This is a genomic window from Paracoccus sp. S-4012 (assembly GCF_009674885.1).
GTDB lineage: Bacteria > Pseudomonadota > Alphaproteobacteria > Rhodobacterales > Rhodobacteraceae > Paracoccus.
On sequence record NZ_WKKA01000001.1, the window covers coordinates 385,971 to 409,494 of the forward strand.

The 23,524-nt window shown below is 70.5% G+C and carries 24 protein-coding genes; 15 read left to right on the forward strand and 9 right to left on the reverse strand.

All coding sequences use genetic code 11. The annotated features are described in order from the left end of the window. Positions 1-24: 24 nt before the first annotated feature. On the forward strand, positions 25-2,289 hold the full coding sequence (rnr, locus tag GI374_RS01905) for a ribonuclease R (RefSeq protein WP_154335311.1): 2,265 nt from the start codon (positions 25-27) through the stop codon (positions 2,287-2,289). 238 nt (positions 2,290-2,527) lie between these two features. Here the strand turns inward: rnr and GI374_RS01910 are convergent, their stop codons facing one another. From GI374_RS01910 to GI374_RS18795, 6 genes are all read right to left on the reverse strand, one after another. Further along, a complete protein-coding gene (locus tag GI374_RS01910; protein WP_154335312.1) occupies positions 2,528-3,358 on the reverse strand; it encodes an alpha/beta fold hydrolase in 831 nt (276 codons plus the stop codon). A 10-nt stretch (positions 3,359-3,368) separates the two neighbouring features. Beyond that, entirely contained in the window at positions 3,369-4,157 is a 789-nt protein-coding gene (locus GI374_RS01915) for an enoyl-ACP reductase (RefSeq protein WP_154335313.1), read from the reverse strand. 29 nt (positions 4,158-4,186) lie between these two features. After that, the gene (fabB, locus tag GI374_RS01920; protein ID WP_154335314.1) at positions 4,187-5,416 is read right to left on the reverse strand and encodes a beta-ketoacyl-ACP synthase I; all 1,230 of its coding nucleotides are present in this window, start codon (positions 5,414-5,416) and stop codon (positions 4,187-4,189) included. A gap of 22 nt (positions 5,417-5,438) precedes the next feature. Next, entirely contained in the window at positions 5,439-5,942 is a 504-nt protein-coding gene (gene fabA / locus GI374_RS01925; protein ID WP_154335585.1) for a bifunctional 3-hydroxydecanoyl-ACP dehydratase/trans-2-decenoyl-ACP isomerase, read from the reverse strand. A 177-nt stretch (positions 5,943-6,119) separates the two neighbouring features. Next, positions 6,120-6,986 (reverse strand): hypothetical protein, encoded by an 867-nt coding sequence (locus GI374_RS01930; protein ID WP_370515086.1) that lies wholly within the window; start codon positions 6,984-6,986, stop codon positions 6,120-6,122. Next, entirely contained in the window at positions 6,983-7,741 is a 759-nt protein-coding gene (locus GI374_RS18795; RefSeq protein WP_195759805.1) for a translation initiation factor 3, read from the reverse strand. Before GI374_RS18795 ends, GI374_RS01930 begins: the two co-directional genes overlap by 4 nt. A gap of 180 nt (positions 7,742-7,921) precedes the next feature. Between GI374_RS18795 and infC the strand changes: the two genes are divergently transcribed. The 3 genes from infC to moeB all read left to right on the forward strand — a co-directional run bounded on the left by infC (position 7,922) and on the right by moeB (position 10,126). Next, the gene (gene infC / locus GI374_RS01940) at positions 7,922-8,461 is read left to right on the forward strand and encodes a translation initiation factor IF-3 (RefSeq protein ID WP_370515111.1); all 540 of its coding nucleotides are present in this window, start codon (positions 7,922-7,924) and stop codon (positions 8,459-8,461) included. A gap of 97 nt (positions 8,462-8,558) precedes the next feature. Further along, positions 8,559-9,017, forward strand: a complete 459-nt coding sequence (gene dut, locus GI374_RS01945; RefSeq protein WP_154335316.1) for a dUTP diphosphatase — start codon at positions 8,559-8,561, stop codon at positions 9,015-9,017. Then, positions 9,014-10,126 carry a molybdopterin-synthase adenylyltransferase MoeB gene (gene moeB, locus GI374_RS01950; RefSeq protein ID WP_229582447.1) on the forward strand — a complete coding sequence of 371 codons (1,113 nt, stop codon included), beginning with the start codon at positions 9,014-9,016 and terminating at the stop codon, positions 10,124-10,126. Before dut ends, moeB begins: the two co-directional genes overlap by 4 nt. Here moeB and GI374_RS01955 read toward each other — a convergent pair. Beyond that, positions 10,077-11,033, reverse strand: a complete 957-nt coding sequence (locus GI374_RS01955) for an L-malyl-CoA/beta-methylmalyl-CoA lyase (protein WP_154335317.1) — start codon at positions 11,031-11,033, stop codon at positions 10,077-10,079. The genes moeB and GI374_RS01955 overlap by 50 nt on opposite strands. A 132-nt stretch (positions 11,034-11,165) precedes the next feature. Here GI374_RS01955 and dgcA point away from each other — a divergent pair, with 132 nt between their 5' ends. From dgcA to GI374_RS01975, 4 genes are read left to right on the forward strand one after another with little or no spacing between them, the layout of a single operon-like run. Continuing rightward, positions 11,166-12,128 carry an N-acetyl-D-Glu racemase DgcA gene (gene dgcA, locus GI374_RS01960; RefSeq protein ID WP_154335318.1) on the forward strand — a complete coding sequence of 321 codons (963 nt, stop codon included), beginning with the start codon at positions 11,166-11,168 and terminating at the stop codon, positions 12,126-12,128. 9 nt (positions 12,129-12,137) lie between these two features. Then, on the forward strand, positions 12,138-12,995 hold the full coding sequence (locus GI374_RS01965; RefSeq protein ID WP_154335319.1) for a D-amino-acid transaminase: 858 nt from the start codon (positions 12,138-12,140) through the stop codon (positions 12,993-12,995). Next, the gene (locus GI374_RS01970; RefSeq protein WP_370515087.1) at positions 12,992-14,050 is read left to right on the forward strand and encodes a patatin-like phospholipase family protein; all 1,059 of its coding nucleotides are present in this window, start codon (positions 12,992-12,994) and stop codon (positions 14,048-14,050) included. Before GI374_RS01965 ends, GI374_RS01970 begins: the two co-directional genes overlap by 4 nt. Next, positions 14,040-14,957, forward strand: a complete 918-nt coding sequence (locus GI374_RS01975; RefSeq protein WP_154335320.1) for an alpha/beta fold hydrolase — start codon at positions 14,040-14,042, stop codon at positions 14,955-14,957. The genes GI374_RS01970 and GI374_RS01975 overlap by 11 nt, the downstream gene beginning before the upstream one ends. Here GI374_RS01975 and GI374_RS01980 read toward each other — a convergent pair. Further along, positions 14,954-15,694, reverse strand: coding sequence for an N-formylglutamate amidohydrolase (locus GI374_RS01980; RefSeq protein WP_154335321.1), 741 nt, complete (start codon positions 15,692-15,694; stop codon positions 14,954-14,956). The two genes, GI374_RS01975 and GI374_RS01980, sit on opposite strands and share 4 nt — an antisense overlap. Before the next feature lie 112 nt (positions 15,695-15,806). Between GI374_RS01980 and pyk the strand changes: the two genes are divergently transcribed. The 7 genes from pyk (at position 15,807) to pheT (ending at position 22,672) form a co-directional block, all read left to right on the forward strand. After that, on the forward strand, positions 15,807-17,252 hold the full coding sequence (pyk, locus tag GI374_RS01985) for a pyruvate kinase (RefSeq protein ID WP_154335322.1): 1,446 nt from the start codon (positions 15,807-15,809) through the stop codon (positions 17,250-17,252). A 37-nt stretch (positions 17,253-17,289) separates the two neighbouring features. Further along, positions 17,290-17,514 (forward strand): hypothetical protein, encoded by a 225-nt coding sequence (locus GI374_RS01990; RefSeq protein ID WP_154335323.1) that lies wholly within the window; start codon positions 17,290-17,292, stop codon positions 17,512-17,514. A gap of 111 nt (positions 17,515-17,625) precedes the next feature. Continuing rightward, entirely contained in the window at positions 17,626-17,826 is a 201-nt protein-coding gene (gene rpmI / locus GI374_RS01995) for a 50S ribosomal protein L35 (RefSeq protein ID WP_154335324.1), read from the forward strand. Between the two features lie 16 nt (positions 17,827-17,842). After that, complete coding sequence (rplT, locus tag GI374_RS02000) at positions 17,843-18,223, forward strand: 50S ribosomal protein L20 (protein WP_154335325.1); 381 nt, start codon at positions 17,843-17,845, stop codon at positions 18,221-18,223. Positions 18,224-18,385: 162 nt separating this feature from the next. Beyond that, positions 18,386-19,468: a phenylalanine--tRNA ligase subunit alpha gene (gene pheS, locus GI374_RS02005; protein ID WP_154335326.1), complete on the forward strand. Its 1,083-nt coding sequence runs from the start codon at positions 18,386-18,388 to the stop codon at positions 19,466-19,468. A gap of 194 nt (positions 19,469-19,662) precedes the next feature. Beyond that, positions 19,663-20,259: a hypothetical protein gene (locus GI374_RS02010; protein WP_195759806.1), complete on the forward strand. Its 597-nt coding sequence runs from the start codon at positions 19,663-19,665 to the stop codon at positions 20,257-20,259. A 4-nt stretch (positions 20,260-20,263) separates the two neighbouring features. Then, positions 20,264-22,672, forward strand: a complete 2,409-nt coding sequence (gene pheT / locus GI374_RS02015; protein WP_154335328.1) for a phenylalanine--tRNA ligase subunit beta — start codon at positions 20,264-20,266, stop codon at positions 22,670-22,672. Between the two features lie 60 nt (positions 22,673-22,732). Here pheT and GI374_RS02020 read toward each other — a convergent pair whose 3' ends face one another. Then, entirely contained in the window at positions 22,733-23,437 is a 705-nt protein-coding gene (locus GI374_RS02020; RefSeq protein WP_154335329.1) for a glutathione S-transferase N-terminal domain-containing protein, read from the reverse strand. Positions 23,438-23,524 lie beyond the last annotated feature (87 nt).

Below are 23,524 nucleotides of genomic sequence, written 5' to 3' on the forward strand. Positions count from 1 at the left end.
CGGCCGCATGCTAGCCTCCCGCGCATGGCCAAGCTCCCCACGAAATCCGAGATCATCGACTGGCTGGACGCGCATCCCGCCGCCAGTTCAAAGCGCGACATCGCCAAGGCCTTCGGCCTCAAGGGGGCCGAGCGAGTCGAGTTGAAGCGGCTGCTGGCCGAGCTCGCCGATGACGGCCGGATCGAGCGCAGGCGCCGCCACTACCGCGACGCCGACAAGCTGCCGCCGGTGACGGTGCTGGTGCTGATCGGCCCGGACGCCGCGGGCGACCTCTGGGCCAAGCCGATGGAATGGCAGGGCGAGGGCCCGGAGCCGCGCGTCCTCTTCCTGCCGCGGCAGAACGATCCGGCGATCGGCCCCGGCGACCGCTTCCTCGCCCGGCTGATCGAGGCCCGCGACGAGCGCCACGACTACGAGGCGCGACTGATGCGGCGGATCGGCCAGCCGCAGGCCGAGAAGATCGTCGGCATCTTCCGCAAGGCGACCGAAGGCGGGCGGATCGTGCCGATCGACAAGGGCGTGGATCGCGAATGGCGGGTGCGAGCCGATGCGACCCTGTCCGCGAAGGACGGCGAACTGGTCGAGGCCGAGCAGATCGGGCCCAAGGGCCGCATGGGCCTGCCGCTCGCGCGCATCGTCGAGCGGCTGGGCGACCCCTCGGCCCCGAAGGCGATCAGCCTCATCGCCATCCACCAGCACGGCATCCCCGACGCGTTTTCCGACGCGGCGCTGGCCGAGGCCGACCGGGGCGAGCCCGCGTCAATGGCGGGCCGCGAGGACCTGCGGGACGTGCCGCTCATCACCATCGACCCCTCGGACGCGCGCGACCACGACGACGCCGTTGCGGCGATGCCCGACGACGACCCGCGAAACCCCGAGGGCATGATCGTCTGGGTCGCCATCGCCGATGTGGCGCATTACGTCCGCCCCGGCAGCGCCCTCGACCGCGACGCCTGGAACCGCGGCAACTCGACCTACTTCCCCGACCGGGTGGTGCCGATGCTGCCCGACATCCTCTCGGGCGACCTCTGCTCGCTGCACGAGGGGGTGGACCGGCCGGTGATCGCGGTGCGGATGCGGCTGAACAGTTCGGGCGACAAGATCGGCCACAGCTTCCACCGGGGCATGATGCGCTCGGGCGCCTCGCTCTCCTACGAGCAGGCGCAGGCGGCGGCGGATGGGAACCCCGACGAGGCGACCGAGCCGCTGATGGAGGAGGTGATCCGCCCCCTCTGGAACGCCTACAGCCTGCTGAAGCGCGCCCGCGACCGGCGGCAGCCGCTCGATCTCGACCTGCCGGAGCGGAAGATCGAGCTTACGCCGGACGGGCGAGTGAAGTCGGTCAACTTCCGCGACCGCTTCGACGCCCATCGTCTGATCGAGGAGTTCATGATCCTCGCCAACGTTGCCGCTGCCGAGGAGTTGGAAAGGCTGCGCCGCCCGCTCCTCTACCGCGTCCACGAGGAGCCGAGCCCCGAGAAGATGGACGCGCTGCGCGAGGTGGCGGAGGCGTCGGGCTTCACGCTGGCCAAGGGGCAGGTGCTGAAGACCAGCCACCTCAACCGGCTGCTCGGGCAGGCCGAGGGCACGGATTTCGACGAGCTCATCAACATTTCGACGCTCAGGTCGATGACGCAGGCCTACTACCACCCCTCGAACTTCGGCCATTTCGGGCTGGCGCTGAAGAGCTACGCGCATTTCACTTCGCCGATCCGGCGCTATTCGGACCTCGTGGTGCATCGCGCGCTGATCTCGGCGCATCGCTGGGGCGACGACGGCCTCGGGCCGACCGACATCGAGCGGCTGGAAGAGACCGCGCTGCACGTCTCGGAGACCGAGCGCCGCTCGATGGCGGCCGAGCGCGACACCACCGACCGCTACCTCGCGGCCTTCCTCGCCGAGCGGGTCGGCACCGAGATGACCGGCCGCATCAGCGGCGTGCAGCGCTTCGGCGCCTTCGTGAAGCTGGACGAGACTGGCGCCGACGGGCTGATCCCGATCCGTGAGATCGGGCGCGAGTTCTTCCACTACGACCGCGACGCGCAGACCCTGATGGGGAGCGAGACCGGGGTGGAGATCGGCATCGGGCAGCGGGTGACGGTGCGGCTGACCGAGGCGGTGCCGATGACCGGCGGGCTGACGCTGGAGTTGGTGGAGCTCGAGGGCAGCGCGGTGCCGGGTCAGTCGAAGAAGGGCCGCGGCAAGCCGGTGCGGCGGAAGCCGGGGATGGCGCGGGCGCAGGAGACGGCGGCGAAGGTGCGGCGTCGGCGGGTGCGGCGGGAGGGGTAGTGGGAGCACGCAACTCACCTCGTTACTCTTGACGCCACCGCTACCTCCCGCCCGTCCGCCAAAGCGGACGGGTCCGCGCCCTCCCGCCCCACAGGCGGGCGCGATTGCGCCCACCTTCGTGCGTGCGCGGACCCTCTGTTTCGCTTCTTCACCGGACCAAGCGGGATTGGGTCACGCGCCCCCATCCCTTGCGCTGCAGCATCGCGTCGTAGGGTGCGTGGTTTCCACGCACCACCCCTCACAACCCGCAGGCCACCAGCCACGCCCGGATCGCCGCCACCGCCACGGGCTCGTCGAGGAACGGGATATGTCCCCGCCCCGGCACCTCGGCGAAGATCATGTCCGGCCGCCGCCGCCGCATCTCGGCCGCCGTGGCCTCCGACAGCAGGTCCGAGTTCGCCCCGCGGATCAGCGCCAGCGGCAGCCCCTGAGCGGTGTCGAACAGCGGCCACAGGTCCGGCTGCTCCCCCTCGAAGGCGGCCATGAATGCCTCGCGCAGCGCCGGGTCGTAGGTGATCGACATCCCATCCGGCCCCCCGCGGTAATGCAGCCGCGCCTCGTCGAGCCAGCGGCCTTCGGGCACGTCCGAGAACCCCGTCATGGTCTCGGCCATCCGCTCGGCCACCGCCTCGTGCGTCTTCGCCGCCGGATTGCGGCCGACATAGGCGAAGATCGCCTCCAGCCCTTTGCGATCCACCACCGGCCCCACGTCGTTGAGGCAAAGGCCCAGCATCCGGTCCTTCGCCACCGCGGCCAGCATCATGCCTATCAGCCCGCCGCGCGAGGTGCCCAGCACCGCGGCCTTCGTGACGCCCAGATGATCCAGCAGCGCGAGCGTGTCGCGGCCCTCCTGCGGCACGGTGTAGGTCGCGGCGCCGGTCCGGTCCGACTCGCCCCGCCCGCGGTAGTCCATGCGGATCAGCCGCACGCCATCCGGCAGGTGCGGCAGCAGGTACTGGAAATCGTCCATCGTTCGCGTCAGGCCCGAGAGCGCCAGCACCGGCAGGCCCTCGCCCTCGTCGCGATAGGCGAGGCGGGCGCCGTCGGCGGCGGTGAAGTGCCGGGTCATGGATGCGCCCTCACAGGTTCTCGGTCTGCGGCATGCCGATCACGTGATAGCCGCCGTCCACCATCACGATCTCGCCCGTGGTGCAGGCGCCCCAGTCCGAGATCAGCCAGACCGCGGTGCCGCCGATCGCCTCCAGGGTGGCGTTGGCGCGCAGCGGCGCGTTCGCCTCGGTGTGGCGATAGGTCCTGCGGGCGCCGCCAATCGCCGCGCCGGCCAGCGTCTTCATCGGGCCGGGGCTGATCGCGTTCACCCGGATGCCGTCGGGGCCGAGGTCGTTTGCCAGATAGCGCACGCTCGATTCAAGCGCCGCCTTCGCCACGCCCATGACGTTGTAGAAGGGCGTCACCCGGTTCGAGCCGCCATAGGTCAGCGTGATCAGCGAGCTCCCGGGTGCCATCAGCGGCTTTGCCCGCCGGGCCACGTCGATGAAGGAAAAGCAGCTGATCTCCAGCGAGCGGGTGAAGTTGCCGCGCGTGGTGTTCACGAAGCGGCCGGTGAGTTCGTCCTTGCTGGAAAAGGCGATGGCATGGACGAGGAAATCGAGCCTGCCCCAGCGGGCTTCGAGGGTGCCGAAGGCCGCGTCGAGCGAGGCGTCGTCGGTCACGTCGACGTCCACCAGCAACTCCGAGCCGACCGACTCGGCCAGCGGCTTCACGCGGCTGCCGAAGGCGTCGCCCTGATAGCTGAAGGCGAGCTCCGCTCCCTCCGCCGCGACTGCGCGGGCAATGCCCCATGCGATCGACCGCTCGTTGGCGACGCCCATCACCAGGCCCCGCCTGCCTTCCAACAGTCCCGCCATCCTGCCCGTCCCGCTGCCGATTTTCGTTGTCAGTCCCTGAACTTCGAGATCACCAGCGTCGCGTTGGTGCCGCCGAAGCCGAAGCTGTTCGACAGCACCGAATCGACCTCCACCCCGTCGCGGCGCTCGAGGAGGATCTCCTCGGGGCGAATCTCGGGGTCGAGCTGGGTGATGTTGGCCGACGCGGCGAGGAAGCCCGCCTGCATCATCAGCAGCGAATAGATCGCCTCATGGACGCCGGTGGCGCCGAGGCTGTGGCCGGTGAGCGACTTGGTCGAGCCGACCGGTGGCACCGCGCCCTCGCCGAAGACCCGCCGCAGCGCCTTGATCTCGGCCACGTCGCCCACCGGGGTCGAGGTGCCGTGGGCGTTGACGTAGGAGATGCTGCGGCCCTCGGGCAGGGTCTCGAGCGCGAGGCGCATCGACCGCTCGCCGCCCTCGCCGGAGGGGGCGACCATGTCGTGGCCGTCCGAGGTCGCGCCGTAGCCCGTCACCTCGGCGTAGATCTTCGCGCCGCGGGCGCGGGCATGCTCCAGTTCCTCCAGCACCACGACGCCGCCGCCGCCGGCGATCACGAAGCCGTCGCGGGTGGCGTCGAAGGGGCGGCTCGCCGTCGCCGGCCTGTCGTTGTATTTCGACGACATCGCCCCCATCGCGTCGAAGAGGCAGGAGAGCGTCCAGTCCAACTCCTCGCCGCCGCCGGCGAAGACGATGTCCTGCTTGCCCATCTGGATCAGCTCGGTGCCGTTGCCGATGCAATGCGCCGAGGTCGAGCAGGCCGAGGTGATCGAGTAGTTCACGCCCTTGATCGAGAACGGCGTCGCCAGCGTGGCCGAGTTGGTCGAGGACATGCAGCGCGTGACCATGAACGGTCCCATGCGCTTCGGCGCGCCCTTCTCGATGACGATCTTGTGGGCCTGGAAGAAGTTCGAGGTGGACGGCCCGCCCGAGCCCATCACGAGGCCCGTGCGCGGGTTCGACACGTCGCCCGGCTCCAGCCCCGAATCCTCGATCGCCTGCTGCATGGCGATGAAGTTCCAGGCCGCGCCCTCGCCCATGAAGCGCAGGTCGCGCTTGTCCACATGCGCGGCAATGTCGATGGTCGGGCGGCCCTCGACCTGGCTGCGGAAGCCGTGCTCGGCGTAGTCGGGCGCGAAGACGATGCCCGAGCGGCCGGTCCGCAGGCTCTCGGTGACTTCGGCGGCGTTGTTGCCGATGGGCGAGACGATCCCCAGCCCGGTGATGACGACGCGGCGCATGGGCGCCTCCCTTGTCTGGCGGTCAGCTCTCGGAGAGGGCGACCTTCATGTCCTTGACCTGGTAGATGACCTCGCCATCCGCCTCGACGATGCCGTCCGCGACGCCCATCGTCAGGCGGCGGGTCTGCACGGCCTTGGTGAAATCGACCTTGTAGGTCAGCAGTTTCCGATCCGGGCGGACCATGCCGGTCAGCTTCACCTCGCCGACGCCGAGCGCATAGCCGCGCCCCTGCCAGCCGCGCCAGCCGAGGTTGAAGCCGGTGAGCTGCCAGAGGCCGTCGAGGCCGAGGCAGCCGGGCATGATCGGGTTGCCGGGGAAGTGGCACTCGAAGAACCACAGGTCGGGCTTGATGTCGAACTCGGCCACGACATGGCCCTTGCCGTGCAGCCCGCCGTCGGCCGAGATGTCGGTGATGCGGTCCATCATCAGCATCGGCGGCTCAGGAAGTTGCGCGTTGCCGGGGCCGAACAGCTCGCCGCGGGCGCAGGCCAGCAGATCCTCGAAGCCGAAGCTGGTGCGCTGCATCGGCGCGGGGGCGTTGCTGGCCTCGGTCATGCGGTCCTCAAGCTCATCCTGCGGGGGTGTCGCGGTGCCGTTTCTCGTCGCGTCCGGGGGCGCGGACCCCGGCCATCCGTCGGGCAGGTCTATCACCGCGCGTAACACTCCCGCAAGACACCGTTACCGCAGCGGTTGCGCCGGGCCTCAGAACCACTGCCCCGGCTCCATCATGCCGAGGTCCATCAGCTGCCGCGAGGACCAGTCGAAGCGCCCCGAACCCGCCCAGGCGAAATCCTCGATCCCGCGGCGCGAGCGCGGGTTCCGGGCGAGCGCCTTCGCCACCCGGAACGAAGCCACCGCCGCCGTCAGGTTGTGATGCCAGGGGCAGGAGACGGTGTTGTACTCCTCGACGTTAAAGCGGTGGTCGGGCAGCAGCGTCAGCCCCTTCGCCGCCCGGAACAGCGCCACTCGGTCGAGCCGCAGCCGGTCAGCCGGCAGGTATTCCTCGAACCGCCAGCGAAGCCCGCCGTGGATGTCGAACTGCCGCTCGAGCGTGCGGCCCTCGCGGTCGCGGCGGCTGACCGCGTAATAGCCCGAGAGGTCGAGCATCGCGTCCTCGGGCCGGAAGATGTCGGGAAAGCCCTGCATCTCGCGCGGATAGAGGTCGATGACATGGGTCAGCATCGCGTCCCGCCGCTCCTCGGCGTGGAACGCCAGCAGGTCCGAGACCCGGCGCGTCTCGCAGAAGGGAAAGAACAGGTATTCCGCGTTCCAGCCGTAATAGAGCCAGGTGCCCGGCGGCACCGCGGCGATGACGCGGTTGACGACCGCGACATGCGCGTCGCGGCCGGTGGAGGTCCAGCCGAGGTCGGTCACGCGCAGCCGCTGCTCGGGCGTCAGCGGCAGCGGCTCGGGCGAGAGGGCGAGGATGCGGCGGAACCCGAGGCCGAGGTGGTGGGCGATGGTCGAGGCGGCCCCCGCCGCGTCCTCCATCATCAGGATGGCGATCGGCCCGCGCGCCAGTTCGGCCGGGCGCCCGGCGATCCAATCGGCGAAGGCCGGTCGCGTCACCGCAGCGCCGCCCGCACCTGCTCAAGCGCCGAGCGCAGCAGCGCCGGGTTGTCCTGCGTGCTCTCGACCAGCGCGGCGAGGTTGCGCTTCTGCGCCGGATCGAGGGCGCTGTCCTCGATCAGCCGGGCGACGGCGGCGGCGTCGAAGCCCTCGGGGGTGAGGGCGAGGTTGATGCCTGCCGCGGCTTCGGCGGCTGCCGCGGCGGCGTCGGTGGCGGCGGCGGTCTCGGCGGCGGCGCTGCTGGCCTGCGCGGCGGCGGCTTCGGCCCCGGCCGGGTTGCCGGTAACGGCGCCCGCGGTCGCCTCGGCGGCGGCGCGGCCAGCCTCCTCGGCGGCCCGCAGGGCGGCTTCTGCGGCGGCCTCGGCCGCATCCGCGGCGGTATCGGCGGCGCCGACCTCGGCCGATTCGGCGGCGCGGCTGGCCTCGACCGCGGCGTCGGTGGCGATGGCGGCGGCGTCGGCGGCGGCATCAGCCGCGGCGGAGGCCTCGGCCGCGCTCTCGTCCGGTGCGGTTCCGGCGTCGGGCGCGGCCTCGGCGGCCGCCTCGGTCGCGGCATCCGCGGCTTCCTCGGCTGTGCGGGCCGCGGCTTCGGCATCGGCCGCTTCGGGCGAGACCTCGGCGGTCGCCGGATCGGGGGCGGCGGCCGGAACGCCGGTCGCGACTGGCGGCGAATCACCGTCGCCCGCGACCCACCAGAACCCCGCCAGCAGGATCACGAGAAGCGCGGCGAGGAGCAGGACGGGCGTGCGCGACATCGGACAGGAACCTCAGTTGGCGGTGGGGCGTGTGCCGCCCAATGCAGGCGCGCGCCTGCCGGTTCCGGTATGCCACAGCCGCGCCCGTGCCGGAAGGGCGGCTGCCGATGCCCGGTTGAAAGCGCGGCCCGGGATCACTATTTTGCGCGCCACTCCCTTCACTGGACAAGGATCACCACCATAGCCCGCAGACCGCACCACGCGCCGCCGACCCGCGACACCGGCCCCCGCGTCAACGACCGCATCCGCGCCCCCGAAATCCGCCTGATCGGGGCCGACGGCGAAAATGTCGGCGTCGTGACCCCCGCGCGGGCCATGATGCTGGCCGAGGAGGCCGGGCTGGACCTGGTCGAAATCTCGCCCAACGCCGAGCCCCCGGTCTGCAAGATCATGGACCTCGGCAAGTTCAAGTATGAACAGCAGAAACGCGAGGCCGAGGCGCGCAAGAAGCAGAAGATCATCGAGGTCAAGGAAATCAAGTTCCGTCCCGGAACCGACGACCACGACTACGATGTGAAGATGCGCAACGTGGTGAAGTTCCTGGGCGAGGGCGACAAGGTCAAGGTGACGCTCCGCTTCCGCGGCCGCGAGATGGCCCACCAGGAGCTGGGGGCCGAGCTGCTGCGCCGCGTGGCGGGCGAGGTGGCCGAGATCGGCAAGGTCGAATCGATGCCGAAGATGGAAGGCCGGCAGATGGTGATGATGATCTCGCCGCGCTGAGCCTTTTTCCCGCACCCGGACGGGCGGCCCGCACCGGCGGCGCCGCCCTTTTGCTTGCCCGCTTGACGCCCCCGGCGGCGGGCCGCAGGACGAACGGATGGACATCCCGCTGATCGAGATCGCCCGCGCCGAGGGCGCCGACCCCACGCTGCCGCTGCCCGCCTATGAGACGCCGGGCGCCGCGGGCGCCGACCTGCGCTGCGACCTGCGCGGCGGCGAGGCCGTGCTCGCGCCCGGTGCACGCATGGCGGTGCCGACCGGGCTGATCCTCGCCATCCCGGAGGGGTGGGAGGGGCAGGTGCGGCCGCGCTCGGGGCTGGCGCTGCGCGAGGGCGTGACGGTGCTGAACGCGCCTGGCACGATCGACAGCGACTATCGCGGCGAGGTGCAAGTGCTGCTGGCCAATCTCGGGCAGCAGGCGGTCACGTTGCGCCACGGCGAGCGGGTCGCGCAGCTGGTCGTCGCGCCGGTATCGCAGGCGCGGTTTGTGGCCGTTGCCGCGCTGCCGGAGACGACGCGTGGAACGGGCGGCTTCGGCTCGACGGGGCGCGGATGAACGGCATCGTTGCCATCGGCCTCGCCGGGATGGCGGCGATGGCGGGCCTCGGCTGGTGGCGCGGCTGGCGTGGACTGCGGTTTGCGCTCGCCCTCGCGGCCGGGTGGTGCCTCGGGCTGGTTCCCGCGCTCACGGGAGGCGACACCGCCTCCGGGCTGCGGCTCTGGGCGGCGGGCGCCGTCCTCCTCGCCCTTGTCGGCGGCTATACCGCGCTGATCGCCCGGCTCCGCCGCCGCGCCGCCGCCAATGCCGAGACCCGCCCCGGCGTCGTCGGCCACCGCCCCGCGGCCGCTTCCTCCTCCGCCCCGCCGCCCATGAGCGAGGTCGAACTCGACCGCTATGCCCGCCACATCGTCCTGCGCGAGCTTGGCGGGCCGGGCCAGCAGCGGCTCAGGCGGGCGCGGGTGCTGGTGGTCGGGGCGGGGGCGCTCGGGGCGCCGGTCTGCCTCTACCTCGCCGCCGCCGGGGTGGGTCGGATCACCATCGCGGACGACGACACCGTGAGCCTCTCGAACCTGCAGCGGCAGGTGCTGTTCCGCGACGCCGATCTCGGCCGCCCCAAGATCGAGGCCGCGGCCGAGACGATGGCGGCGCTGAACCCGCACATCGCCGTCAACCGGCTCGGGCGCAGGATCACCGAGGCGGATGTCGAACTGGTCGCGGAGCACGACCTCGTCCTCGACGGCACCGACAGCTACGCCTCGCGCGCCGGCACCAACCGCGCCTGCGTCGCCGCCCGCGTGCCGCTGGTCGCCGGCTCCATCGCGCAATGGGAGGGGCAGGTGACGGTCTGGGACCCGGCCCGCGACGCGCCCTGCCTCGCCTGCCTGTTCCCCGAGGCGCCCGCCCCCGGCCTCGCCCCTTCCTGCGCCGAGGCCGGAGTGGTCGGCGCGCTGCCCGGCGTCGTCGGCTCGGTCATGGCGCTCGAGGCGATCAAGCTGATCGCGGGGGCCGGCGCGCCGCTGCGCGGGCGGATGCTGGTCTTCGACGGCCTCTGGGGCGAGACCCGGACCATTGCGCTGAGGCGCGATCCGGCCTGCCCGGTCTGCGGCGAGGCCGTCAGGCCCCGATCATCTCCGCCGCCTTCACGATCACCTCGGCCTGCTTGATCGAGGCGATGTCCACCAGCCGGCCCTTGTAGACCGTGGCGCCCTGGCCCTCGGCCTTGGCCTTCTCCATCGCCGCGAGGATCTCGCGCGCCTCGGCGACCGCGGCGTCGGAGGGCGAGAAGACCTCGTTGGCGAGCGCGACCTGCTTGGGGTGGATCGCCCATTTGCCGACCATCCCCAGCGTCGCGGACCGCAGCGCCTGCGCCCGGAAGCCCTCGTCATCCGAGAAGTCGCCGAACGGCCCGTCCACCGGCAGCACGCCATGCGTGCGGCAGGCGGCGACGATGGCGGTCTGCGCCCAGTGCCACGGGTCGGACCAGTATTTCTGGCCTTCCCGGTGCATGTAGTAGTTCTCCTGCGTGCCGCCGATGCCGGTGGTCCGCATCCCCATGCTGGCCGCGAAATCCGCCGCGCCGAGGCTCATGGCCTGCAGGCGCGGCGAGGCGGCGGCGATCTCCTCGACATGCGAGATCCCGGCCGCGGTCTCGATGATGACCTCGAAGCCGAGGCGCTTGCCGCGCCCCTTCGCCGCCTCGATGGCGGTCACGAGCGCGTCCACTGCATAGAGGTCCTTCGCGTTCCCGGCCTTGGGGATCATGATGAGGTCGAGCCGGTCCGAGGCCTGCTCCAGCAGGTCCACCACGTCCCGATACCACCACGGCGTGTCGAGCCCGTTGATCCGCACCGACAGCGTCTTGCGGCCCCAGTCGATGTCGCCAATCGCCTGGATGACGTTCCGGCGCGCCTTGTCCTTGTCGTCCGGCGCGACCGAATCCTCGAGGTCGAGGTTGATGACGTCAGCCGCGGACGCCGCCATCTTTTCGAACAGCGCCTCGCGCGAGCCGGGGCCGAAGAGCTGGCAGCGGTTGAGGCGGGCAGGGGCGGGCGGCTGGGTGCGGAAGGACATGCGGGGCTCCTCGCAAGGATATGTCGGAAGGATCGGCCGTCGCGATAGGTTGTTGCGCGAGGGGGTGCAAGCATTTGCCTTGCGGGGCAGGCCGAGGCGGGCTCATCTGCGGCAGACTGAAAGGACCCGCCCATGCTCACCGCCGCCCCGCGCCGCTTCGCCTTCGACGGCGTCTTCGCCATCAGCCGCAATGCGCGGACGCATGTGGAGGTGGTGGAGGTCACGGTCACGCGCGAGCGCATCACCGGGCGCGGGGAATGCGTCCCCTATGGCCGCTACGGCGAGACGGTCGCAGGCGTGCTGGCGCATGTCGTGGGGCTGCCCGAGGACGTTACCCGCGAGACGCTGCAATCGTTGCTGCCCCCGGGTGCGGCGCGGAACGGGGTGGATTGCGCGCTCTGGGACTGGGAGGCGAAGCGGTCGGGGCGGCCGGTCTGGCAACTGGCCGGGGTTGCGGAGCCGAAGCCGCTGCCGACCTGCTTCACCCTCTCGCTCGACACGCCGGAGGCCATGCGGGCGAAGGCCGCCGCTCACGCCCATATGCCTCTGCTAAAGATCAAGCTCGGCACCCCCGACGACCTGCCACGCCTGGAAGCGGTGCGAGCGGGCGCCCCGAACGCCCGCCTCGTCGTGGACGCCAACGAGGGCTGGACCCCGGACGCCTACGCCGCCCTCGCCCCGGAACTCGCTCGCCTCGGCGTTGTGCTGGTCGAGCAGCCCTTGCCCGCCGAGGACGACGAGGCGCTGCGCGGCATGGCGCGCCCCGTTCCGGTCTGCGCCGACGAGAGCTGCCATGACCGCAAGAGCCTCGCCGCGCTCGCCGGGAAATACGACGTTGTAAACATCAAGCTGGACAAGACCGGCGGGCTGACCGAGGCGCTCGCCTTGCGCGACGCCGCCCGCGCGGCCGGCTTCGGCGTCATGGTCGGCTGCATGGCGGCCTCCTCGCTGGCGATGGCGCCCGCCATCCTCGTGGCGCAGGGGGCCGAGGTGGTGGACCTTGACGGTCCGCTGCTGCTGGCGGAAGACCGCGACCACCCGCTGCGCTACGACGAAGCGGGCGTCCATCCGGCCGACCCGGCCCTCTGGGGATAGGAACCGCGCATGACCCGCATCGTTCATGTGAACGGCGACGAGCTGGCCGAGGATCAGGCGAAGGTCTCGGTCTTCGACCGCGGCTTCCTGATGGCGGATGGCGTCTATGAGGTCACGAGCGTCCTCGGCGGCAAGCTGGTGGACTTCCCCGGCCACCTCGCCCGCCTCGGCCGCTCGCTGGGCGCGCTGAAGATCGCCAATCCTCATACTGACGAGGAGTGGCTGGCGATCCACCGCCGCATGGTCGAGTCGAACGGCATCGACGAGGGGCTGGTCTATCTGCAGGTGACGCGCGGCAATCCCGGCGACCGCGACTTCGCCTGGGTCGAGGGCGTCGCCCCGACCGTGGTGCTGTTCACCCAGTCGAAGCCCGGCCTTGCGGACAGTCCGCAGGCGCGCGACGGGATCAGGGTCATCATGCTCCCAGACCTCCGCTGGCGGCGGCGCGACATCAAGACGGTGCAACTGCTGGCCCCCAGCCTCGCCAAGATGGAGGCCAAGGCGCAGGGCGCGGACGATGCCTGGCTGATCGAGGAGGGCGTCATCACCGAGGGGACCTCCAACAACGCCTGGATCGTCAAGGACGGCCGCATCGTCACGCGCGGCCTCTCGACCGACATCCTGCACGGCATCACCCGGGCCGCCGTCATGCGGCTCGCCGCCGAGGCGCAGATGACCGTCGAGGAGCGCGGCTTCACGCCCGAGGAGGCGCGGGCGGCCGACGAGGCTTTCGTGACCTCGGCCTCCGCCTTCGTCATGCCCGTGGTCGAGATCGACGGCGCGCGCCTCGGCGACGGCCGCCCCGGCCCTGTCGCCCGGCGGCTGCGCGAGATCTACCTCGAGGACGCGCGGGCTTCGGCGCTGTGAGCGTCAAGTGGATCAACCTCGCCCTTCAGGGCGGTGGCAGCCACGGCGCGCTGACCTGGGGCGTGCTCGACCGCATCCTCGAGGACGAGCGGCTGATGATCGGCGACATCAGCGGCACCTCGGCCGGGGCGATGAACGCCGCGGTGCTGGCCGCGGGGATGCATATCGGCGGCCGCGAGGGCGCGCGCGCGGCGCTGCGGCGCTTCTGGGGCGCGGTCAGCGATGCGGCGCGGTTCTCGCCGGTGCAGCGCAGCTTCGCGGACCGGCTGCTCGGGCGGTGGAGCCTCGATCACTCGCCCGGCTATCTCTGGCTCGAGGGGCTGCAACGCGTCTTCTCGCCCTACGAACTCAACCCCTTCGGCCTCAACCCGCTGCGGCGCATCCTCGACGCCCATGTTAATTTCGACCACGTGAACGGCTGCCGTCAGGTCGCCGTTCATGTGACCGCCACACATGTCCGCTCGGGCAAGGCGCGGGTCTTCAGCCGCGGCGAGGTGACGGCGGAGGCGGTGATGGCCTCGGCCTGCCTGCCGCAGTCCACGCCCGCCGTGGTGATCGAGGGCGAGGCCTACTGGGACGGCGGCTTCAGCGGCAACCCGGCACTGACCCCGCTGATCGAATCGCCGCGCAGCGACGACATCGTGATCGTCCAGATCAACCCGATCATCCGCGACGCCGTGCCCCGCAGCGCCCGTGAGATCATCAACCGCGTGAACGAGATCAGCTTCAACGCCTCGCTGCTGAAGGAGCTTCAGGCCATCGCGCTCCTCCGCCGCCACTGGCGCGAGGAGCATGACGACCCGGCCGAACGCGGTGCTGCGGCGGCGCTGATCCACCTGATCCACGTTGACGCCGAGGTGCAGGACCTCGCCGCGTCGAGCAAGATGAACGCCGAAGCCGCCTATCTCGACCTGCTGTTCAAGCGCGGCCGCCACTGGGCCGAGGCCTGGCTGGAGGCGCACTGGGACGACCTCGGGCAGCGCTCGACCTTCGATCCGGGCCAGTTCTTCGACGAGCCGGCATGGATGGGGACAGGGGGCCGTCTTGCGGGATAAGGGCAAGCGCCGCCTGGGGCTGCTGGCCGCCACGGTGCTGGCCGGGCCGTTGGTCGGCGCGGTCGCGCGGCGGATCTCGCCGCGGCCGGGCCAGGCGCGGGGCTTCGGTGGCCGCGCGGTCGAGGTCTTCGATGAGGGCGAGGGGCCGGTGGTGCTGCTGATCCACGGCCTTTTCGGCAACATGCTGAACTTCTCGCGCCTGATCCCGCAGCTCGGCGGCTTCCGGGTGCTGGCTTACGACCGGCGCGGGGCGGGCCGCTCGGCCTCGGCCCCGAAGGGTGGCGAGAGGCTGGAGGCGCAGGCGGCGCTCGCGGCCGAAATGCTGGAGGCCGCGGGCGGCCGCCCGGCGATCGTGGTCGGTCATTCGCTCGGCGGCGCGGTGGCGCTGCAACTGGCGGCGGACCGGCCCGACCTCGTGGCGGGCCTGGTGACGCTCGGCGCGCTGACGCGGCCCATGGCGCCGCAGCTGACCGCCGCCGCCGCCGCGCTCGGCCGCGCGACGCCGCTCCGCGAGGCGCTTGCCCGCGGCGCGACGCAGCCGCTGATGGCGACCATCGGCCCGCCCATCGCGCTCATGAGCTTCGCGCCCGATCCGGCCCCGGCGGGCTTCATGATCTGGGGCGGCGGGCTGATGGCGGGCCAGCCGCGCGCGGTCTCGGGCGCGCTGCGCGACCTCGACGTGGCGGATCGCGGCATCAGGGCACTGCAGCCGCGGCTCGGGCAGATCGAGGCGCCGGCGCTGATCCTGCACGGGCGCGAGGACGATGTGGTGCGCTTCGGTCAGGCCGAGCACGCCGCCGCCACCCTGCCGCATGCCGAACTGCGGCCGATGCCCGGCGGGCACATGATGCCGGTCATCCGCCCGAAGGCTGTGGCCGCGGCGATCCGCGAGATGGCGGGGCGCTAGAGCCCGCTCTCCGCCAGCACCCGCTCCAGCACCGGCGCGAGCCGCGCGGCCCATTCGCGCTGCCCCGCCTCGTCGCGGATCAGGTCGTTCCTGACCTCGATCAGCAGGTTCGGCCTTCCCTGCGCGAGCGCATGGCGGTCGATCGAATCGCCGTCGAGATGCCCCGAATAGGGCTGGTTGTCGCCCGCGATCCACCCCTCTGCCCGGCAGGCGTCCAGCATGGGCACCGCCAGCCGCTCGTCGAGATGCGAATAGAGGATGCCAACCTGCCACGGCCGCGCCGGGCGTCCGCGCAGCCGCGGGGTGAAGCTGTGGATGGCGCAGATCGCGCGGGTCGGATGGGTCGCCGCCAGCCGGGCATAGGCGTCGTGATAGGGGCGGTGCAGGCGGTCGAGCCGCTCCTCAATCCCTGCCCGCGTAATGCGGCGGTTGGCGGGGATGACGGTGCCGTCATAGAGGCGCATGACCAGCGTCGGGTCGTCCTCGCCCCGGTTCGGGTCGATCACGAGGCGCGAGAAATCCGACAGGATCGCCGGTGCGTCGAGGCGCGCAGCAAGCGCCCGGCTGAGCCCCGCCGCCCCCACGTCGAGCGCGATGTGCCGCGCCATGTCCTCGGCCGCGATGCCGAGCGAGCCGCCATCCACCCAGTCCGGCACCCGGTTGGTCGCGTGGTCGCAGGTCACGAGCCAGCGCGACGGCGCGGCGGGGTTCATGATTTCGTAAGGTGTCTGTGTCATGGCCGCGTCGCGTGGCATCGCCAAGGCTTAGCCGCCGGCAAGCGCGGGCGCCAGTTGTGGCCGCGGGCGCGGAGGGGCATAACCCTCCCGCACGACATGAGAGGGCGGGGCGATGCGGCGGCACAGGAAGGTCAAGATCGTGGCGACGCTGGGACCCGCGTCCAGCGATTACGACACCATCCGCCGGCTGTTCGAGGCCGGGGCGGACGTCTTCCGACTCAACATGAGCCACGGCACGCAGGAGGAGCAGCGCGCGCGATACGAGATCGTGCGCCGGGTGGAGGCCGATTGCCAAAGCCCCATCGCGGTGCTCGGCGACCTTCAGGGCCCGAAGCTCCGGGTCGGCACCTTCGAGGCGAGCGCCCATGCGCTCGAAGAGGGCGACCGCTTCCGCTTCGACCTCGACCCCGCGCCGGGCGACAGCGACCGGGTGCAGTTGCCGCACCCCGAGATCTTCGCCGCCATCACGCCCGGCACCCAGCTTCTTGTCAATGACGGCAAGGTGCGGCTGAAGGTCGTGGACTGCGGCCCCGACTTCGCCGACTGCATCGTGACCTCGGGGGGCGTCATCTCCGACCGCAAGGGCGTGAACGTGCCCGACGTGGTCCTGCCGCTCGCCGCGCTCTCGGCCAAGGACCGGGAGGACCTGGAGTTCGCCTGTGAACTCGGTGTGGACTGGCTGGCGCTGAGCTTCGTCCAGCGGCCCGAGGACGTGGCCGAGGCGCGTGAACTCGCCCGCGGCCGGGCGGCGATCCTCTCCAAGATCGAGAAGCCTGCGGCCGTGCGCGCCTTCGACGCGATTCTCGCCGCGTCGGACGGGATCATGGTGGCGCGCGGCGACCTCGGCGTCGAGATGCCGGTCCATTCCGTCCCGCCGATCCAGAAGCGGCTGGTCCGCTCCTGCCGGGCGGCGGCCAAGCCCGTGATCGTCGCGACTCAGATGCTCGAGAGCATGATCGAGAGCCCGATGCCGACCCGCGCCGAGGTCTCGGACGTCGCGACGGCGATCTACGAGGGCGCCGATGCGGTGATGCTCTCGGCCGAGAGCGCGGCCGGCCGGTACCCGATCGAGGCCGTGTCGACGATGGACGCCGTCGCCCGCAGCGTCGAGGGCGATCCGGTCTACCGCGAGGTGATCGAGGCCTCGCGCAAGGTCGACCGCACCACCGTCGCCGACGGCATCGTCGCCGCCGCGCGCGAGATCGCCGAGACCACCGATGTCAGCGCCATCTGTGCCTTCACCCAGTCCGGCACCACGGCGAATCTCGTGGCGCGCGAACGTCCGCGGGTGCCGATCATCGCCCTCTCGCACGAGCTGCGCGTCACCCGCCGGCTGCGCCTCCTCTGGGGCACGCATTGCGTGCTGGTCCCGCCGGTGGACCGCTTCAAGATGGCGGTGGTCAACTCGGCCCGCGTGGCGCGCGAACACGGCTTCGCCGACGAGACGAACCAGATCATCGTGATCGCCGGGGTTCCCTTCCAGGTGGCCGGCACCACCAACATCCTGCGCGTCGCCCGCTGCGACGAGCGCTTGATCTACCGGACCGATCCCGAATAGACGGCCTTGTCACGACGACGACGCGCGGGGGTGGGGCATGGCCGATCTGTTGCTGCTGGCGGGGGTTCTCCTCTGCCTCCTGTCGCTTCCGCTCGCATTGATCGCGGTTGCGCGGACCGAGGCGCCTCGCTCCGCCGCGGCGAGCCTCGTCCTCGGCATCGCGTTGATGTTCCTCGCCGCTTGGCTCGCGCCCGGCGCTTTCCACCTGCAGGACATCGCCGCCGCTTGGACGCGGCTGGCGACGGCACGGATCGACTTCTGACCGCCGCCCCTTGCCAGCCCGGGCGGCCTCGGCTATAGGCGCCCTTTCCCCCGCGCAGCCGGCCGATTGGCATTGCCGAGCCGCGCGTCTGACGACTCGAAGGAGACGAAAATGCCGAAGATGAAGACCAAGTCGGCCGCCAAGAAGCGGTTCAGCATGACCGCCGCGGGCCGGGTGAAAGCCGCCCAGGCGGGCAAGCGGCACGGGATGATCAAGCGCACCACGAAGTTCATTCGCGACGCGCGCGGGACCACGATCCTGTCGGATCAGGACGCCCGGATCGTCAAGAAATACATGCCCTACGACCGCTGAGCCGAGGAGAGAACCGATGTCCCGAGTGAAATCCGGCAAGGTCACGCACGCCCGCCACAAGAAGGTGCTGGAGAAGGCCAAAGGCTACTACGGCAACCGTTCGCGCAGCTTCAGGACCGCGACCCAGGCCGTCGACAAGGCCAACCAGTATGCGACCCGCGACCGCAAGACCCGCAAGCGCAACTTCCGCGCCCTGTGGATCGCGCGGATCAACGCCGCCGTGCGCGAGGTCGATGCCGAGATGACCTATTCCCGCTTCATCGCCGCGCTGTCCAAGGCCGGCATCGAGGTGGACCGCAAGGTGCTGGCCGACCTCGCCGTGCACGAGCCCGAGGCCTTTGCCGCGATCGTCGGTCAGGCCCGCGAAGCGGCCGCCCGCGAGACCGTCGCCGCCTGAGGCAACCCGCAGGCACATGAAAGGCCCGCGCCCGCCCGGCGCGGGCCTTTTCGCTTCTTCTGTCTGAAAATATCCCGCGGGGGTCCGGGGGCGCGGAGCCCCCGGCTTCCCCGCCCGGCGCGCGCATGCTAACCCGCCCCCGCACCGCGACGAGGCCCTCCCATGACCGATCTTGCCACCCTCCGCACCGCCTGGCTCGACCGCGTGGCCGATGCCGCCGATCCGGCTGCGCTCGAGGAGGTGCGGCTCGCCGCGCTCGGCAAGAAGGGTGAGGTCGCGCTGATGATGCGCGAGCTCGGCCGCATGACGCCGGAGGAGCGCCAGACCCGCGGGGCCGAACTCAACCGCCTCAAGGACGAGATCGACGCCGCCCTGCGCGCCCGCCGCCTCGCGCTCGAGGACGCGGCCCTCGACGCGCGGCTGAAGGGCGAGTGGCTCGACGTGACGCTCCCCGCCCGCCCGCGCCCGCGCGGCACCATCCACCCGGTGAGCCAGGTGACGGAGGAAGTCACCGCCATCTTCGCCGACATGGGTTTTTCCGTCGCTGAGGGCCCCCAGGTCGAGAGCGACTGGTTCAACTTCGACGCCCTGAACATCCCGCCCGAGCATCCCGCCCGGCAGGAGCACGACACCTTCTTCATGGCCCGCGCCGAGGGCGACGACCGCCCCCCACACGTCCTTCGCACCCACACGAGCCCGGTCCAGATTCGCGCCATGCAGGAATTGGGCGCGCCGCTCCGCGTCATCTGCCCCGGCCGCGTCTACCGCATGGACATGGACCAGACCCACACGCCCATGTTCCACCAGGTCGAGGGTCTGGCGATCGGCCGCGACATCTCGATGGCGAACCTGAAATGGACTCTGGAGGAGTTCTGCCGCGCCTTCTTCGAGGTCGAGGAGGTCGAACTCCGCTTCCGCGCCTCGCATTTCCCCTTCACCGAACCCTCGGCCGAGGTCGACATCCGCTGCGACTGGTCCGGCGGCCAGCTGAAGATCGGCGTGGGCGAGAGCTGGCTGGAGATCCTCGGCAGCGGCATGGTGCATCCGAAGGTGTTGGAGGCCGGCGGCGTGGACCCGTCGCAGTGGCAGGGTTTTGCGTTCGGCATGGGCATCGACCGCATCGCGATGCTGAAATACGGAATTCCCGATCTGCGAGCGTTTTTCGAGAGCGATCTGCGGTGGCTGCGGCACTACGGGTTTGCGGCGGGGGATGTGCCGAGCATCGAGGGTGGGCTGTCGCGGTGATTGCGATGTCGCGGGATCTATACGGTAGGAAGAGCAATGACTGCAAACAGACCGGCCGCGCGCTCCCGGAAGGTCCGTGGCGGACGTCGGGTTAGCGTGAGCGCATAGTATCCATGGTGTGGGGGTTCACACTTGATGAATGGGCAGACATCGGAACGATAGTGTCTGGAGCTGCATCCCTTGTATCTACTTTCGTGATCGTTGTTGGCCTGTTGATCGCAAAAGCGCAATTGGAAAGCTGGAAGATCGAAGCGGTTCAGATCCGGCGACGCGATACAGCCGAGGATCTTCTCGGTGCCCTCGGTGGCTTTCAGAAAACGCTCGCACGATTTTTTGCGGACAAGAGTGTGGCCGACCTAATAATCTCATTGTCGATGTTCGGTGCCGATCCAGACCCAGAACGGGAGCGTATGTTGATTGAGGTCAAGGTCACAGAGTTGAAAAACCGTATCCCATCGGTTGACAGCGTTATCGACGACTTGGATTCGAAATTAGTTCGGTTCTCGATCTATAATGAGGGCGATTGCGCTGTTGCTGCGGTTGACGACCTTACTGGCGCTTGGGATGAGATTAAAGGCAAGGTGAGTTTTCTGCAGCTTATGCTGCTCTCGGAGCGGGTGGGGAAGGAAACGTTGATCGACCCCGAAGAGATGCGCCACAAGAATTATCAAGACGAGTGGAGCGCGATCCCTTCAGGGTTGAATGTTGAAGGCAACGAGATATCGACGAAACTCGGGAGCGCCCTGTCGACGCTGCGGGAATGCGGGCTGAAGGCTATAAGGATCGACTGAACCAATGAAACTCACCCTCTCCTGGCTTCGCGACCATCTCGACACCACCGCCACCGTCGAGGAGATCGCCGCCGCCCTCACCGACCTCGGCCTCGAGGTCGAATCGCTCTCCGACCCGGCAGCGCGGCTCGCCTCCTTCACGCTCGCACGAGTCACCCATGCCGAACAGCACCCGGATGCCGACAGGCTCCGCGTCCTCCGAGTCGAGACCAACGATGGCGAGAAGCAGATCGTCTGCGGGGCGCCGAATGCGCGGGCGGGGCTGGTGGGGGTGCTGGCGAAGCCCGGCGACTATGTGCCGGGGATCGACACCACGCTCGGCGTCGGCAAGATCCGCGGGGTCGAGAGCCGCGGCATGATGGCCTCCGAGCGCGAGTTGGAGCTTTCCGACGAGCATGCCGGCATCATCGAGCTGCCGTCGGGCGAGGTCGGGCAGCGCTTCGTGGACTGGCTGGCCGAGAACGCGCCGGAAAAGATCGACCCGGTGATCGAGATCAAGATCACCCCGAACCGCCCCGACGCGCTCGGCATCCGCGGCATCGCCCGCGACCTCGCGGCGCGGGGCCTCGGCACGCTGACGCCGCTCGAGATCGAGCCGGTGCCGGGCGAGGGGCCGGCGGGGATCGGCGTCACCATCGACCCGAGCCTCAAGGACAAGGGCTGCCCACTCTTCGCCGGGCGCGTGATCCGCGGCGTGACGAACGGCCCGTCGCCCGACTGGCTGCAGCGACGCCTGACCGCGATCGGCCTGCGTCCCATCAGCGCGCTCGTCGACATCACCAACTTCTTCACCTACGCGCTGAACCGCCCGCTGCACGTCTTCGACATGGCGAAGGTGCAGGGCGATCTCGTCATCCGCCCGGCGCGCCAGGGCGAGACGCTGCTGGCCCTCGACGGCAAGACCTACACCCTGCGCCCTGAGCACATGGTCATCGCGGCCGACAGCGGCCCCGAGAGCCTCGCCGGAATCATGGGCGGCGAGGAGTCGGGCGTTACCGGCGAGACAACCGACGTCTTCCTCGAAAGCGCCTACTGGGACCCGATCACCATCGCCGCCACCGGCCGCGCGCTGCGTATCCACTCCGACGCCCGCTACCGGTTCGAGCGCGGCGTGGACCCGGCCTTCACCCTGCCGGGGCTGGAACTGGCGACGCGGATGATCCTCGACCTCTGCGGCGGCACGGCGTCGGAGGTGGTGATGGACGGCGCGGTGCCGGACACCAGGCGCGCCTACCGACTCGACCCGGCGCGCTTCGTCAATCTCGTCGGCATGGACATCCCGCCGGAGCGGCAGCGCGAGACGCTCGAGGCGCTCGGCTTCACCTTCGAGGGCGACATGGCGAGCCCGCCCTCCTGGCGGCCCGACGTGCAGGGCGAGGCCGACCTGATCGAGGAGGTCGCGCGCATCGCCTCGCTGACGAAGCTGCAGGGCCAGCCGCTGTCGCGGCCGCGGCCGGGCGTGCCGCAGCCGGTGCTGACGCCGCAGCAGCAGCGCGAGGGCGCGGCCCGGCGGATGGCGGCAGCGCTCGGGTACAACGAATGCGTGACCTACAGCTTCATCGACCGCGAGTCGGCGCGGCGCTTCGGCGGCGGCGGGGATGCGGTGCGGCTCGAGAACCCGATCAGCAGCGAGATGACGCATCTGCGTCCTGACCTGCTGCCGGGCCTGCTGGCTGCGGCCGCCCGTAACCAGGCGCGCGGCGCCGCCGACCTCGCGCTCTTCGAGTTGGGCCCGGTCTTCACCGGCGGCGAGCCGGGCGAGCAGCGGGTGGCGCTCTCCGGCCTGCTGGTCGGCGGCACGGCGCCGCGCGATCCCTGGGGCTCGCGCCGGCAGGTGGACATCTACGACGCCAAGGCGGATGCCGAGGCGATCCTCGCCACGCTCGGCGCGCCCGCGAAGGTCCAGATCGACCGCAAGCTGGACGGCTGGTGGCATCCGGGGCGGGCGGGCAACATCGCGCTCGGGCCGAACCGTCTGGCGACCTTCGGCGAGCTGCATCCGCGCGTCCTGCGCGAGATGGAGGTGAAGGGGCCGGCGGTCGCCTTCACCATCCACCTTGCCGCGGTGCCCCTGCCCAAGACCCGCAGCACCACCCGCCCGGCCCTGAACGCCTCCGCCCTGCAGGCGGTCGAGCGCGACTTCGCCTTCGTCGTGGACGAGCGGGTCGAGGCGCTGAGCCTCGTCAGGGCCGCGGAGGGCGCCGACAAGCAGCTGATCGAAAGCGTGCGGGTCTTCGACCAGTTCGCGGGCGAGAAGGCGGCGGCGCAGATGGGCGCGGGCAAGAAGTCGCTGGCGATCACCGCGCGCCTGCAACCGAAAGACCGCACCCTGACCGATGCCGAGATCGAGGCGGTGTCGACGAAGATCGTCGAAAAGGTGACGAAGGCCACCGGCGGCACCCTGCGCCAGTGACTTCGCCTTGGCGAAATATCCTCGGGGGTCCGGGGGGGGAAAACCCCCGGTCCTGCGCCCTCAGTCAGGCGCGGCGCCGACCGTGATGCCCACCTGCACCGCCGGGCGTTCCATCCAGGCCGCGTGCCAGCGGTTCACTTCGGCAAACCCGTCGAGGCCCACCTCCGCCGCGGCGTCGTAGTTGAACCGCAGCGTCCGCACCCAGGGCGCGACCGCCATGTCGGCGATCGAATACTCGCCGCAGATCCACTCACGCCCCGCAAGCTGGCGGTCGAGCACGCCCAGCAGGCGGCGCGTCTCGTTGTAGTAGCGCTCGCGCGGGCGCGGGTCCTCGATCTCGCGGCCCTTGTAGCGGTGGAAGAAGCCCACCTGCCCGAACATCGGCCCGACGCCGCCCATCTGCCACATCAGCCACTGGATGACCTCGTAGCGCTTCGCCCCCTCACGCGGCAGGAAGCGGCCGGTCTTGTCGCCCAGATAGATCAGGATCGCTCCGGTCTCGAAGAGGCCCATCGGCTTGCCCTCCTGCCCGTCGGGGTCGAGGATCGCGGGGATCTTGTTGTTCGGCGCGAGGCTCAGGAACTCGGGCGTGAACTGCTCCTCGGGGTCGGAGATCGAGACGCGGTGCGCCTCGTAGGGGATGCCCAGCTCCTCCAGCATGACCGAGACCTTGATGCCGTTGGGCGTCGGCAGGCCGTAATACTGCAGCCGGTCGGGATGCTGCGGGACCCAGCGGCGGGTGATCGGAAAGTCCGAGAGGGACATCGCATCAATCCTTTGTGAAGGCGGTCGGGGCTGATGTATGGTCGCGCGTGCGCCGGAGCAATCCGGCGGCAGGGCCGCGCAGCAGGG

What these genes read in the sequence shown, in the direction of transcription:
- GI374_RS01980 (WP_154335321.1), bottom strand. Translation starts at nt 15,694, where the DNA reads ATGACACAGACACCTTACGAAATCATGAACCCCGCCGCGCCGTCGCGC.
- pheS (WP_154335326.1), top strand. Translation starts at nt 18,386, where the DNA reads ATGACCGATCTTGCCACCCTCCGCACCGCCTGGCTCGACCGCGTGGCC.
- fabB (WP_154335314.1), bottom strand. Translation starts at nt 5,416, where the DNA reads ATGCGCCGCGTCGTCATCACCGGGCTGGGGATCGTCTCGCCCATCGGC.
- GI374_RS01910 (WP_154335312.1), bottom strand. Translation starts at nt 3,358, where the DNA reads ATGACCCGGCACTTCACCGCCGCCGACGGCGCCCGCCTCGCCTATCGC.
- GI374_RS01915 (WP_154335313.1), bottom strand. Translation starts at nt 4,157, where the DNA reads ATGGCGGGACTGTTGGAAGGCAGGCGGGGCCTGGTGATGGGCGTCGCC.
- GI374_RS01965 (WP_154335319.1), top strand. Translation starts at nt 12,138, where the DNA reads ATGACCCGCATCGTTCATGTGAACGGCGACGAGCTGGCCGAGGATCAG.
- rpmI (WP_154335324.1), top strand. Translation starts at nt 17,626, where the DNA reads ATGCCGAAGATGAAGACCAAGTCGGCCGCCAAGAAGCGGTTCAGCATG.
- fabA (WP_154335585.1), bottom strand. Translation starts at nt 5,942, where the DNA reads ATGCAGCGCACCAGCTTCGGCTTCGAGGATCTGCTGGCCTGCGCCCGC.
- pheT (WP_154335328.1), top strand. Translation starts at nt 20,264, where the DNA reads ATGAAACTCACCCTCTCCTGGCTTCGCGACCATCTCGACACCACCGCC.
- pyk (WP_154335322.1), top strand. Translation starts at nt 15,807, where the DNA reads ATGCGGCGGCACAGGAAGGTCAAGATCGTGGCGACGCTGGGACCCGCG.
- GI374_RS01990 (WP_154335323.1), top strand. Translation starts at nt 17,290, where the DNA reads ATGGCCGATCTGTTGCTGCTGGCGGGGGTTCTCCTCTGCCTCCTGTCG.
- rplT (WP_154335325.1), top strand. Translation starts at nt 17,843, where the DNA reads ATGTCCCGAGTGAAATCCGGCAAGGTCACGCACGCCCGCCACAAGAAG.
- GI374_RS18795 (WP_195759805.1), bottom strand. Translation starts at nt 7,741, where the DNA reads ATGTCGCGCACGCCCGTCCTGCTCCTCGCCGCGCTTCTCGTGATCCTG.
- moeB (WP_229582447.1), top strand. Translation starts at nt 9,014, where the DNA reads ATGAACGGCATCGTTGCCATCGGCCTCGCCGGGATGGCGGCGATGGCG.
- GI374_RS01955 (WP_154335317.1), bottom strand. Translation starts at nt 11,033, where the DNA reads ATGTCCTTCCGCACCCAGCCGCCCGCCCCTGCCCGCCTCAACCGCTGC.
- rnr (WP_154335311.1), top strand. Translation starts at nt 25, where the DNA reads ATGGCCAAGCTCCCCACGAAATCCGAGATCATCGACTGGCTGGACGCG.
- dut (WP_154335316.1), top strand. Translation starts at nt 8,559, where the DNA reads ATGGACATCCCGCTGATCGAGATCGCCCGCGCCGAGGGCGCCGACCCC.
- dgcA (WP_154335318.1), top strand. Translation starts at nt 11,166, where the DNA reads ATGCTCACCGCCGCCCCGCGCCGCTTCGCCTTCGACGGCGTCTTCGCC.
- GI374_RS02020 (WP_154335329.1), bottom strand. Translation starts at nt 23,437, where the DNA reads ATGTCCCTCTCGGACTTTCCGATCACCCGCCGCTGGGTCCCGCAGCAT.